Annotated in this window: 10 protein-coding genes and 1 pseudogene; 10 read left to right on the forward strand and 1 reads right to left on the reverse strand. The window is 68.6% G+C overall.

Annotation, left to right across the window (positions count from 1 at the left end):
- Positions 1–66: 66 nt before the first annotated feature.
- Entirely contained in the window at positions 67–1,455 is a 1,389-nt protein-coding gene (locus LCI23_RS14025) for a serine hydrolase (protein WP_224947063.1), read from the reverse strand.
- 150 nt (positions 1,456–1,605) lie between these two features.
- Here LCI23_RS14025 and LCI23_RS14030 point away from each other — a divergent pair, with 150 nt between their 5' ends.
- The 10 genes and pseudogenes from LCI23_RS14030 (at position 1,606) to LCI23_RS14075 (ending at position 12,150) form a co-directional block, all read left to right on the forward strand.
- A complete protein-coding gene (locus LCI23_RS14030; RefSeq protein ID WP_224947064.1) occupies positions 1,606–2,343 on the forward strand; it encodes a GntR family transcriptional regulator in 738 nt (245 codons plus the stop codon).
- Positions 2,344–2,440: 97 nt separating this feature from the next.
- Positions 2,441–3,319 (forward strand): N-acetylmuramic acid 6-phosphate etherase, encoded by an 879-nt coding sequence (locus LCI23_RS14035; protein ID WP_224947065.1) that lies wholly within the window; start codon positions 2,441–2,443, stop codon positions 3,317–3,319.
- Between the two features lie 53 nt (positions 3,320–3,372).
- Positions 3,373–4,650, forward strand: coding sequence for an MFS transporter (locus LCI23_RS14040; RefSeq protein WP_224947066.1), 1,278 nt, complete (start codon positions 3,373–3,375; stop codon positions 4,648–4,650).
- Between the two features lie 26 nt (positions 4,651–4,676).
- A complete protein-coding gene (locus LCI23_RS14045) occupies positions 4,677–5,819 on the forward strand; it encodes an acyltransferase family protein (RefSeq protein ID WP_224947067.1) in 1,143 nt (380 codons plus the stop codon).
- 19 nt (positions 5,820–5,838) lie between these two features.
- Complete coding sequence (locus tag LCI23_RS14050) at positions 5,839–7,437, forward strand: family 10 glycosylhydrolase (RefSeq protein WP_224947068.1); 1,599 nt, start codon at positions 5,839–5,841, stop codon at positions 7,435–7,437.
- A gap of 9 nt (positions 7,438–7,446) precedes the next feature.
- Positions 7,447–8,379 (forward strand): N-acetylglucosamine kinase, encoded by a 933-nt coding sequence (locus tag LCI23_RS14055; protein ID WP_224947069.1) that lies wholly within the window; start codon positions 7,447–7,449, stop codon positions 8,377–8,379.
- 19 nt (positions 8,380–8,398) lie between these two features.
- A pseudogene (locus LCI23_RS14060) lies at positions 8,399–9,193 on the forward strand (N-acetylmuramoyl-L-alanine amidase); the annotation flags it as partial.
- Positions 9,194–9,532: 339 nt separating this feature from the next.
- Positions 9,533–10,432 (forward strand): LysR family transcriptional regulator, encoded by a 900-nt coding sequence (locus tag LCI23_RS14065; protein WP_224947071.1) that lies wholly within the window; start codon positions 9,533–9,535, stop codon positions 10,430–10,432.
- Positions 10,433–10,446: 14 nt separating this feature from the next.
- Complete coding sequence (locus tag LCI23_RS14070) at positions 10,447–11,058, forward strand: M15 family metallopeptidase (protein ID WP_224947072.1); 612 nt, start codon at positions 10,447–10,449, stop codon at positions 11,056–11,058.
- Positions 11,059–11,154: 96 nt separating this feature from the next.
- Positions 11,155–12,150: an OmpA family protein gene (locus LCI23_RS14075; RefSeq protein ID WP_224947073.1), complete on the forward strand. Its 996-nt coding sequence runs from the start codon at positions 11,155–11,157 to the stop codon at positions 12,148–12,150.

Genomic DNA, 12,150 nt, shown 5'->3' on the forward strand with positions numbered 1-12,150 from the left:
GGCCAATGAAAGTCGCGCCGCACGCCATAACCGAGGTATATGCGCAGGTATAGGTGTCCGTTGGCTTCATGTTGCCGGGCGTTGGCCGACAATGGCGTGGCGGTACAGCGCCGTGAGGATGCGCTCCTCGTAGCGCGCCAGGGCCGAATAGCGTCCCTTCTGCTGTGCCGGGTCGGCCGCGCTGCCGCCGGCCAGCACGATCATGCCGTCGCCGCGCGCGAGGTCGGTTGCGAACACGGAACGCAGGCCATAGGCGTCGCCCAGGTGGCCCACCGCTTCGAATCCTCCGCCGTCCACCAGCGCCATGCCCGGACGGTCCGGGAACTGGGCGTTGCCCAGGCCCCAGGCATTGAAGAAGCCGCCCAGCGAGTCGCCATTGGCGCCGCCGGTGCCGCCGGCATCCAGGCTCCAGTGGCGCGCAAACATGTGTTCCAGCGTCGCGCGCCCGAACAGGCGGGTGCCCGCGTGGACGCCGCCGTTGATCAGCATGCGCATGATGACGCCCAGGTCGCGCGCCGAGATGCGCAGGCCGCCGGTCGGGCTGAAGGGCGTGGCGTTGGTGCCGGGGACGTAGCGTTCCAGGCCGGCCGGCGCGACGGGCGGCCGGGTATGGTAGTCGTCGACCTGGGCGACCCAGGGACCGGCGGCGTTCCAGACCTCGGTGTCGGTGCTGCGCTTGCGGTACAGGGTGGCCAGCCGCGCCAGCGCCGCCGGCGGCAGTGCCGCGGGCAGGTAGCCGGCCGCCAGGCCGAGCGGCAGCAGCAGCAGGCGCTGCATCAGGAGGTCGAAGCGTTCGCCGCCGGCGCGCTCCATCAAGGTGCCGATCACGCCCCAGCCGAGATTACAGTAGGTGAAATAGGCGCCCGGCGCGGCGCGCGGCGACCACATCGCGCCATTGCCGTACAGCGGAGCGCCCGGCACCAGCACGTCGCGCAGCGCCGTCTCCAGCGGCCAGGAGTAGCCACCCTCGTCGCGCAGCGAGGAGGTATGGGTGAGCAGGCTGCGCAGCGTGATGGCATGGTCCGGGAAGTGCGGGTTGCGCAGGGTGAAGCCGAGGTAGTCCGAGACGTCGGCGTCGAGCGCCAGCCGGCCCGCTTCCACCAGGCGCATCAGGCCCAGCGTGGTGACCATCTTCGATACCGAGGCGATGCGGAACAGGGTGTCCGGCGTGGCCGGCTGGTCGGGCAGGGCGCCATTGCCGATCCAGCGCCGTCCGAAGGCCTGTTCATAGACCGGCTGGCCGCCGCGCACGGCCAGCACCGACAGGCTGGCCAGCTGCATGGACGGATCGTCCACGATGGCGGCCAGTTCGGCATCGAGCGCCCCGTACGTGCCGCGGCCCGGACCGGTCGAGGCCGCGGCGGAGGAAGCTGCGCAAGAGTGGGCAGCCGCGAACAGTGGCTGGACCGTGCCCAGCAGGGCCATGCCCAGCAGGCTGCGCCTGCGCTCGTTCATCGCGGTCTCCTCGTCGCCCGGTGGCTGGTGATAGGTAAAAATAGGTCGCACCCGGACCAGCATACGGAGTGAGCGGAAGGCTTGCCAAATGAATAGCGGTGCTCGTGGCATAACCCATTGATATTGGTATCAAGTGGTATGCTCACGCGCATGACAAGCCGCCCCGCCTTCCAGGTCGACCTGGACGACAATTCGCCCCTGTACATGCAGCTGGCGCGCAAGCTCGCGCAGGACGTGCGCGACGGGCGCTACCAGGCCGACCAGGCCCTGCCCTCCGAACGCACGCTGTCCGAGCAGCTCGACGTCTCGCGCGTGACCGCGCGCAAGGCCATCGACCAGCTGGTCGAGCAGGGCCTGGTGGTGCGCCGGCGCGGCTCCGGCAACTACATCGCGCCGCGCATCGAGCAGCCGCTGTCCGACCTGTCGAGCTTTTCCGAACAGCTGCAGCAGCGCGGCTACACGCCGGGCAGCCACTGGCTGCGGCGCGAGATCGTGCTGGCCGACGCCGACGAGCAGCTCTCGCTCGGCCTGTCGCCCAACAGCCGGGTGGCGCGCCTGGAGCGCCTGCGCCTGGCCGACGGCGTGGTGATGGCCTATGAGGTGAGCGTGATTCCCGCCAGCGTGCTGGCGCGCCCCGAGCAGGTCGGCGGCTCGCTGTACGCCCACCTGGCCAGGAGCGGACACCAGCCGGTGCGCGCGCTGCAGCACCTGCGCGCAATGAACGCGCCGGCCTGGCTGGCGGCCTACCTGGCCGTGCCGGAAGGACGGGCGGTGCTGTTCATTACCCGCGTCGGCTACCTGGAATCGGGCGAGCCGGTGGAGCTGACCCATTCCTACTGCCTGAGCGACCACTACGACTTCGTCGCAGAACTGCGCCGCCCTGCATAACTTTTCGGCATGATGACGGGTGCAGCTTTCATGAGCCGGCTGCCGCAATTGGTATTACACTGGTTTTATCGATGACTTTGCATTAGAAGATACGGCAATGCTGAAAACCGAAACCCCGGCCGGGGACCATGCTTCCCTCGACCAGTATCCGACCGCGGAGCTGGTCAATGTCCTGGTCGACGACCAGCTGGGCGCGGTCAACGCGGTGCGCGCCGCCGCGCCCGCCATCGCGGCCGCCGTCGGCGCCGCGCTGCCGCGCGTGCAGGCGGGCGGACGCCTGGTCTATGTCGGCGCCGGCACCTCGGGCCGCCTCGGCGTGCTCGACAGCGTCGAGCTGTACCCGACCTTCTCCTGGCCGCACGAGCGCGCGCTGGCGCTGCTGGCCGGCGGCCAGGATGCGATGTTCGTCGCGGTCGAAGGCGCCGAGGACGATTTCGCGCAGGGCGCGGCCGACCTCAAGGGGGCGGGCGTGGACGCCCATGACGTGGTGCTGCTGGTCGCGGCTTCCGGCCACACGCCCTACGTGCTGGGCGCGCTGGGCGCGGCGCGCGAGATCGGCGCGCTGACGATCGGCTTCGCCAACAATCCCGGCGCGCCGGTGGCCACCGACGCCGAGATCGGCATCACGCTCGACACCGGCCCGGAAGTCATCTCCGGCTCGACCCGCCTGAAGGCCGGCACCTCGCAGAAGATCGCGCTGAACACTTTTTCCAGCGCGCTGATGGTGCGTTTGAACAAAGTCTACGGCAACCTGATGGTAGACTTGAAGGCTACCAACGCCAAGCTGGTGCGGCGCGCCATCCGACTGACCGTGTTCGCCACCGGTGCCGAGGAAGCAGCGGCCCAGGCGGTGCTGGAACAGTGCGGCTACCACGTCAAGACGGCGGTGGTGGCCTTGGCCAAACAAACCAGTGTCGAGCAGGCACAGGCCCTCCTGGAGGCGGCGCACGGCAGCGTGCGCGACGCCATCGCGTAAGCATCCGCCTGCGCTGACGTCCTTGCAGCGCACCTGCCGGCCACGAAAGAACTATGCAGACTTCGAAAAGCCCGACGCATGCCGCCAGGCCCTGGATGTGGGTGCCGTCCCTGTACTTCGCCCAGGCCATCCCCTATGTGGTGGTGATGAGCCTGTCTGTCGTCATGTACAAGGACATGGGGGTGTCGAACGCCGACATCGCCTTCTATACCAGCCTGCTGTACCTGCCCTGGGTGATCAAGCCCCTGTGGTCGCCCGTGGTCGACATGTTCGGCACCAAGCGCCGCTGGACCGTGCTGCTGCAGCTGGCGGTGGCGGCCGCGCTGGTCGCGGTGGGCCTGTCGCTGCACCTGCCGAACTTCTTCGTCGCCAGCCTGGCCGTGATGTGGCTGATGGCCTTCAGCTCCGCCACCCACGACATCTCGGCCGACGGCTTCTACATGCTCGGCTTGCGCCAGCAGCAGCAGGCGGCCTTCGTCGGCGTGCGCTCCACCTTCTATCGCCTGGCCACGCTGGCCGGCCAGGGGCCGCTGGTGGTGCTGGCCGGCTACCTGGCTACCCAGCTGGGCGACGTCAACCAGGCCTGGTCTATCGTGTTCTTCGTGCTGGCCGCGCTGTTCTTCGCCGCCTTCCTGTGGCACGGCCTGGTCCTGCCGCGGCCGGACAGCGACCACAAGGTGCGCGGGAGCAGCAACCCGCTGCGCGACTTCTTCGTCACCTTCGCGCTGTTCTTCCGCAAGCGCGACATCTGGCTGATCCTCGGTTTCATTCTCACCTTTCGCCTGGGCGAGGCCCAGCTGCTCAAGCTGGTGGCACCCTTCCTGAAGGACCCCCTCGTCGAGGGCGGGCTGGGCCTCACCACCGAGCAGTACGGCATCGCCTACGGCACCATCGGCATCGCCTTCCTGACCATGGGCGGACTGGCCGGCGGCTACCTGATCTCGCGCCTGGGCCTGAAGCGCTGCCTGTGGCTGATGGTGTTCGCGGTGCACCTGCCGGACCTGGTCTTCGTCTACCTGTCGCAGGCGCAGCCGACCAGCTTCGCCGTGGTCTGCGCCTCGCTCGCGGTCGAGCAGTTCGGCTACGGCTTCGGCTTCACCGCCATGATGCTGTACATGATCATGGTCTGCGAGGGCGAGCACAAGACGGCCCACTACGCGATCTGCACCGGCCTGATGGCGCTTGGCATGATGGTGCCGGGCATGTGGAGCGGCGACCTGCAGGAATACCTCGGCTACAAGAACTTCTTCATCTGGGCCTGCCTGTCGACCATCCCCGCCTTCATCATGGCCGCGCTGGTGAAGATCGACCCTGAATTCGGCAAGAAGTAGGCTTGAACGAAAGCGATGCCCCAGCAATGCCCGACGCACCTGTGCGCCTGACCTCGCTCGACGCCTTCCGCGGCTTCACCATCGCCGCCATGGTGCTCGTGAATAATCCGGGCGACTGGGGCAATCTGCACCCGCAGCTGGCCCACGCCAGGTGGCATGGCTGGACCTTCACCGACTGCATCTTCCCCTTCTTCCTGTTCATCGGCGGCGTCGCCATGACGCTTTCGCTGGGGCGCCTGGCCGCCGCCGGCGCCGACAAGCCGCGCCTGCTGGCCAAGCTGGCGAAACGCGCCGCCCTGATCTTCCTGATCGGCTTCCTGCTCAACCTGGTCCCGCGCTTCGACTTCGAGCACGTGCGCATTCCGGGCGTGCTGCAGCGCATCGCCCTGTGCACGCTATTGGCCGCGCCGATCGTGGTCTACCTCGGCTGGCGCGCGCAGCTGGCCGTGATCGCCCTGCTGCTGGCGCTGTATTCGGTACTGATGCTATGGGTGCCGGTACCCGGCATCGGGGCCGGCGTGCTGGAGCCGGGCCAGGACTTCGGCGCCTGGGTCGACCGGCTGCTGCTCGATGGCCACTTGTGGGTGCAGAGTAAAACCTGGGACCCGGAAGGCCTGGTCAGCACCTTGCCGGCCCTGTGCAGCCAGCTGTTGGGCGTGCTGGCCGGTCGGGTGCTGGCGGCGCCGCTGCCGCGCAGCGAGCAGACGGCGTGGATGCTGTGCGCCGGCCTGGTGTTCCTGGCGCTGGGCTCGACCCTCGATGCGCTGCTCATGCCGATCAATAAAAGCCTGTGGACGGTGTCCTACTGCCTGTGGATGAACGGCTGGGCGCTGCTCGCCTTCGGCCTGTTCTACTGGCTGCTCGACGCCAACCCGCATGCGGCCGTGCGCGCCCGCGCTGCCGCCTGGGCCTGGCCCTTCGTCATCTATGGCATGAATGCGCTGTTCATCTTCGCCTTCTCCGGCTTCGTCGCCAAGATGCTCGGCTTTATCAAGCTGGCGCAGCCGGACGGCAGCCAGCTGTCGCTGGGGCGGGTGCTGTACGCGCCGCTCAAGGCGCTGCCGCTGGGCGCCGCCAATACTTCCCTGTTATATGCCATCGTCTTCAACGCCTGCATGTTCGCGATCGCGTATGCCATGTGGCGCAAGCGGTGGTTCGTCAAAGTCTAGAACGTACAAAGGAACGCATGTGAAGCCCAACCTGAACAAACGCGCGTTCACGCTCGGCGCCCTCGGTGGCGCGCTGGCGCTGGCCGGATTCCTCAGCGCCTGCACCACCCAGCCGACCGTGTCCGAACCGGTCCCCGCCGAGCTGCCGCCGCCGGCGCCGCGCGAATTCCGCGCCGCCTGGGTCTCCACGGTGGCGAATATCGACTGGCCGAGCAAGCCGGGCCTGCCCGCCGCCGTCCAGCAGCAGGAAGCGCTCGCCATCCTCGACCGCGCGCTGGCGCTGAACCTGAACGCGATCGTGCTGCAGGTGCGTCCGGCCGCCGACGCCATCTACCCGTCGAAGATCGAACCCTGGACCGAATACCTGACCGGCGCCCAGGGCAAGCCGCCGGTGCCGATGTACGACCCGCTGGCGTTCTGGGTCAAGGAAGCGCATGCCCGCGGCCTCGAGCTGCACGCCTGGTTCAACCCCTACCGCGCGCGTCACGACAACGCGCGTTCGCCGGCGGCGCCGAACCACATCACCAACACCAACCCGTCCGCGGTCAAGCGCTACGGCAAGTTCATGTGGATGGACCCGGGCGAGGAAGCGGCCTCGAAGCAGACCATGGACGTGATCCTCGACGTGGTGCGCCGCTACGACATCGACGGCGTGCACATCGACGACTACTTCTATCCCTACCCGATCGAGGCGCCGGACGTGGCGGGCAACGCCCAGGCGCTGGATGGCAAGCCCACAGCAAAAGCGGAACTCGATTTCCCGGACGGCCCGGCCTGGGAACGCTACCTGCTAGGGGGTGGCAAGCTCGATCGCGCGTCCTGGCGGCGCGACAACGTCAACCGCCTGATCGAAGCCATGTACAAGGGCATCCACCGCGAGAAGAGCTGGGTGCGCTTCGGCATCAGTCCCTTCGGCCTGGGCCGCCCGGACCGGCGCCCGCCCGGCATCGCCGGCTTCTCGCAGTACGACAAGCTGTATGCGGACGCCGAGCTGTGGCTGGAGAAGGGCTGGCTGGACTACTTCACGCCCCAGCTGTACTGGCCGGTGCGCCAGACCGCCCAGTCCTATCCGGTGCTGCTCGACTACTGGATCGCCCAGAACCCGCTGGGTCGCCACATGTGGCCGGGCCTGTTCACCAGCCGCATCGGCGCGCCGGCGCCGACCGTGAACTACGAGCCGCAGGAGATCGTGGAACAGATCGCGCTGACGCGCCAGCGCCCGCGGGCGGGCGGCCACGTCCACTTCAGCATGGTGGCCTTGAGCCAGAACCGCAAGGGCATCAGCGACCAGCTGCGCGCCAATATCTACCAGGGCCAGGCCCTGGTGCCGGCCACGCCCTGGCTCAAGTCCGAGGGACCCGGCACGCCCCTGGTCGCGGCCACGCGCGGCAAGGACGGCATCGCGCTCAGGCTCAAGGCCGGCAAGGCCACGGCCCGCTATGCGGTCTGGGCGCGCCACGGCGGACAATGGCGCTTCACGGTGGTGCCGGCCGCGCGCGTGGACTGGACGGTGCCGGACGACGCCCGCCTCGGTCCCGCCGAGCAGGTGGTGGTGAGCGCCATCGACCGCCTCGGCAACGAGGGCGCGCGCGTGCACGCGTGGCGCAAGCCGTCGTAAGATCTGGCCATGCATCCACCCGACCAGCAGCAAGACAGTCCCCTCGGCCTCGGCATCGATGCCGGCGGCACCCAGACCCGCTGGGCCCTGGCCGGCCCGGACGGGCGCATCCGCGCCGAGGGCACGGCGTCCGGCCTGTCGGCCCTGCAGATGGGCAGTGCCGAGGGACGCGAAGCCGTGCGCACCGTGTTCGAGACGATCGCGCGCGCGGTGCTGGCCCACGGCCGTCCGGCCGCGGTGCGCGCCGGCATCACCGGCTTTGGCGAGGACGGCGGCGCGCTGCAGCGCTGCCTGGGCGAGCTGCTCGGCCTGGCGCCAGGCGCGGTGGTGCTGAGCAACGACATCGAGATCGCCTACCTGGCCAGCTTCCGGCCCGGCCAGGGCTACCTGGTGTACGCCGGGACCGGCTCGATCGGCGCCTACATCGACGAGCACCATGGCTTTCATCGCGCCGGCGGGCGCGGGGTGGTGCTGGACGATGGCGGCGGCGGCTTCTGGATCGCGCGCGAAGCGCTACGCCACATCTGGCGCCGTGAGGACGAATGCCCGGGTGCCTGGGAAGCCTCGCCGATGGCGCATGCCGTGTTCCAGCACGTGGGCGGCGCCGACTGGTCGTTCTCGCGCCAGTTCATCTATGGCCGCGCGCGCGGCGAAGTCGGCAAGCTGGCCATCGCGGTGGCCGCCACCGCCGGACGCGACCCGGCCGCCGCCGCCATCCTGCAGGAAGCGGGACGCGAACTGGCGCGCCTGGCGCAGGCCCTGATCGGGCGTTTCGGCCCGCGCCCGGTGGCGCTGGCCGGACGCGCCGCCGAACTGCACCCGCTGATCGCCACCACCATGCGGGCGGCGCTGCCGCCCGACACGGTGCTGGAACAGGCCAGCCTGCGCGCCCACTACGCCGCCGCGCGCCTGGCGGCCGAATCCATCACCCTGAACCCATGAACCCACAGGATTTCATCCGATGAAACAGCTGCTCGTCCCCGCCCTCCTGGCCCTGCTGGCCGGCTGCGCCACCACGCCACCGACGCCGCTCGCGCCGCCCGGCCCGAAGATCGACACCACCTACACGGCCAAGGGCCAGTCGAGCCGCGCGCGCTTCCTGGTGCTGCACTACACGGTGTCGGACAACCCGAGCTCGATCAAGATCCTGACCGAGCAGCAGGTCAGCGCCCACTACCTGGTCACGAACGGACCGCAGCCGGTGATCTATCGCCTGGTGGACGAGAACCGTGCCGCCTACCACGCCGGCGTGTCGAGCTGGAAGAACTACACGCAGCTCAACAACAGCTCGATTGGCATCGAGATCGTGAACCCCGGCTGGACCAGCACGCCCGAAGGCGGGCGCCTGTTCTATCCGTTCCCGCAGGAGCAGATGGATGTGCTGTTGCCGCTGCTGAAGGACATCGTCCAGCGCCACGGCATCGCGCCCGAGAACGTGCTCGGACACAGCGACATCGCGCCGCTGCGCAAGCAGGACCCGGGGCCGCTGTTCCCCTGGCAGCGCCTGGCCCAGGAAGGCCTGGTGCTGTGGCCGGACGCGAACCGCGTCGCCACCGTGCGCCCGATCTTTGAGGCGACGCTGCCCGACCTGTTCTGGTTCCAGCGCAAGCTGGCCACCCACGGCTTCGCGATCCAGCAGACCGGGATGCTGGACCAGCAGACCCGCACCGTGCTGTCCGCGTTTCAGATGAAGTACCGGCCTTCCGACTTCGCCGGCAATCCGGATGCCGAGACCGCGGCCCTGCTCGAAGTGCTGACCACGCCGGCCAATGCGCCGCTGCCGGTGGTGCCGACGCCGGTGACCACCGCGCCGGTGCCGCCGCTGCCGCCCGCCACGCCGCCAGTGCCGGTGGTGCCCGAAACGGCGCCGGCGCCGGCCGCGCCGCTGCCGGTGCCGCCCGCGGTCCTGCCCGCACCCGCGCCTGTACCCGCGCCTGTGCCGGCCCCGGCCACGCCGCCAGTCCCGGCGCCGGCCGTCGTGCCAGCCACGCCGGCTGCCGTGAACACCCCATGACGGTCGCCGCGTCCGTGTTTTCCCTGTATCCTTCGGAAAATCCGCGCCGTGCGCGCGGAGTCTCTACTGAAGGATAAAGCGATGCGCCTGCGTCATATCGAAGTGTTCCACGCCATCATGCAGGTCGGCACCATCAGCGGTGCCGCCCAGGTTCTCCACATCTCGCAGCCCGCGGTGACCAAGGTGCTGCAGCACGCCGAGCTGCAGCTGGGCATGCCGCTGTTCGAGCGCGTGCGCGGCAAGCTGTATCCGAAGCCCGAGGCGCACCGCCTGTTCGCCGAAACCGAGAAGCTGAACCGCGACCTGCAGGGCATCCGCCGCCTGGCCGCCAGCCTGAAGGGGCGCGCGGTCGAGACCGTGCGCCTGGTGTCGACACCGACCATCGCCATCAGCGTGCTGCCGCAGGCGATGACGGTGTGGCGGCGCGACTTCCCGCAGGCGCGCTGCGAGCTGGCGACCCACCACACCAGCGAGATCGTGAACGCGTTGCGCCTGGGCGAAGCCGACCTGGCGCTGTCGCTGCAGGATCCGCGCCACCCGGGCATCGTGGCCGAGCCGATTGCGCACGGCAACCTTACCGTGATGGCGCCCGCCGGCACCTGGAGCGCGGAAGAACTGGCCAAACCCTTCACCGCCGACGGCCTGCGGGGGGAACTGATCGGCCTGAACGACGGCGACCCGCTGGGCGAGATCGTGGTGGCGGCCTGCGAAGCGCAAGGCGTGCAGCCGGTCTACCACACGGTGGTGCAGACCTACCAGATCGCGCGCTCGCTGGTGGAAGCCGGGGCCGGCCTGGCCGTGCTCGATCCGTTCACGGCCGCCTCGGCCGACCCGGGCAAGGTCCAGTGCCGCACCTGGTCGCCGACCATGCCGGTCCACCTGTACCTGCTGAGCGCCAGCCATTCCCCCCTGTCGCACGGGGCGCGCGAGCTGGCCAACTGCATCGGCGCGACCGCGCGCGCCTGTCTCGACAAAGCCTGAACCGAAGATTGCATATGAGCCTGACCGTCGCCAGCGAGGACATCGCCGGCAGCCCTGAATTCCGCCACCTCACCAGCATCGCCGGTATCGCGATCGACCTGCGCTACGCCAGCAGCAACAACTTCGTCGGCCGCGACCTGTATTCCCCCTTCGACTGCGCCTGGCTGCACCGCGATGCGGCGGCCGCGCTGGAACGGGTGGTGGCCTGGCTGGCCGGGCACCGGCCCGGAGTCAAGGCATTGGTGCTGGACGCCCTGCGCCCGCAGCGCGTGCAGCAGCAGCTGTGGGACACACTGGCCGGCACCGGTCTGCAGATGTACCTGGCCAATCCGGCGCGCGGCTCGATCCACTCGTATGGCATGGCGCTCGACATCACCCTGCTGGACGAGGCGGGCCGCGAGCTCGACATGGGCACCGGTTTCGACGACATGACCAACCTGTCGCACCCGGCGCTGGAGGAAGGTTTCCTCCTGACTGGCGAACTGAGCGATGAACAGCTGGCCAACCGGCGCCTGCTGCGCAGCGCGATGCTGCAGGCCGGCTTCGTCGGCATCAATACCGAATGGTGGCACTTCGATTGCGGCGACCGGGAGCTGGTGCGCGCCACCTACCGCCGCGTGCTCTGATCCACGACAATCCCGATCATTCCCCTACCCGCCGGGAATTGCAAATATTGCATCTTTGTGAATAGAATCCATTTCTTTCACTGATAGGAGATCACTATGCGCATGCATCCCTTGCTGGTCCTGTTGTGCAGTGCCGCCATTGCGCCGGGCGCTCTTGCCCAGCTGGCGTTCCAGGACGTGAAAGGCGGGAAGGACCATCCGCTGCTCTCGCGTTTCAGCGGATCGGTCATGGTGGGGTACAACGAGATGCAGTACGAGGAGGCGGAGCTTCCCACTGGTCGCCCCTACTTCAGGAGCAACAAGCTGCTGCTCGACCAGGCCCTGAAACTCGAAGGAAAATACACGCGCATCGCTTACGTGTTTCCAACGGACCGTTCCGGCCTGGAGGTGTTCCGCAATTACCAGGCAGCGCTGGCGAAGGCCGGCATGAAAGTGGTGTACACCTGTGAAAAGGAAGCCTGCGGCTACCTGGGGTCGTACTACAACGGTAGCTATCTGCTGAGGGATGGCTTCCTGAACAGCTCGACCTTCCGCAATGCCTTCCATTCCGGCCTGTCCGAACCGCGCTACCTGGTGGCGAAAGGCGCGAAACCCGACGGAACCACCGTTCACGTGGCGCTGCTGGTCGCGCCGCCGCTGCGTGGCGACCTGGGTGGCGTGTCGCTGCAGATCGTCGAAGGCAAGCCGATGGAGACCGGCAAGGTAGCCGCCACCCTGAGCGCGGACGAGATGGCGCGCAGCATCGCCTCGCAAGGGCGGGCGGCCGTGTATGGCGTGTATTTCGACACCAACCGGGCGGCGGTGAAACCGGCATCGAAGGAAGCGCTCGGCGAGATGGCCAGACTGCTGCAGCAGGACGGCAAGCTGAAGGTGCACATCGTCGGCCATACCGACAACCAGGGCGCGCCGGCGCACAACATCGAGCTGTCGCAAAAGCGTGCCGAAGCGGTGGTCGCCATCCTGGCCTCGGAATACCGGATCGACGCGAAGCGGCTGAGCGCCAAGGGCGTGGGCGCCTATGCGCCCGTCGCGTCGAACGATGACGAAGCTGGCCGCGAGAAGAACCGGCGCGTCGAACTGGTGAAGCAATAG

Source organism: Massilia sp. MS-15 (assembly GCF_020176695.1).
Taxonomy (GTDB): domain Bacteria; phylum Pseudomonadota; class Gammaproteobacteria; order Burkholderiales; family Burkholderiaceae_D; genus Telluria; species Telluria hydrophila.

What these genes read in the sequence shown, in the direction of transcription:
- LCI23_RS14055 (WP_224947069.1), top strand. Translation starts at nt 7,447, where the DNA reads ATGCATCCACCCGACCAGCAGCAAGACAGTCCCCTCGGCCTCGGCATC.
- LCI23_RS14065 (WP_224947071.1), top strand. Translation starts at nt 9,533, where the DNA reads ATGCGCCTGCGTCATATCGAAGTGTTCCACGCCATCATGCAGGTCGGC.
- LCI23_RS14075 (WP_224947073.1), top strand. Translation starts at nt 11,155, where the DNA reads ATGCGCATGCATCCCTTGCTGGTCCTGTTGTGCAGTGCCGCCATTGCG.
- LCI23_RS14035 (WP_224947065.1), top strand. Translation starts at nt 2,441, where the DNA reads ATGCTGAAAACCGAAACCCCGGCCGGGGACCATGCTTCCCTCGACCAG.
- LCI23_RS14040 (WP_224947066.1), top strand. Translation starts at nt 3,373, where the DNA reads ATGCAGACTTCGAAAAGCCCGACGCATGCCGCCAGGCCCTGGATGTGG.
- LCI23_RS14030 (WP_224947064.1), top strand. Translation starts at nt 1,606, where the DNA reads ATGACAAGCCGCCCCGCCTTCCAGGTCGACCTGGACGACAATTCGCCC.
- LCI23_RS14025 (WP_224947063.1), bottom strand. Translation starts at nt 1,455, where the DNA reads ATGAACGAGCGCAGGCGCAGCCTGCTGGGCATGGCCCTGCTGGGCACG.
- LCI23_RS14070 (WP_224947072.1), top strand. Translation starts at nt 10,447, where the DNA reads ATGAGCCTGACCGTCGCCAGCGAGGACATCGCCGGCAGCCCTGAATTC.
- LCI23_RS14045 (WP_224947067.1), top strand. Translation starts at nt 4,677, where the DNA reads ATGCCCGACGCACCTGTGCGCCTGACCTCGCTCGACGCCTTCCGCGGC.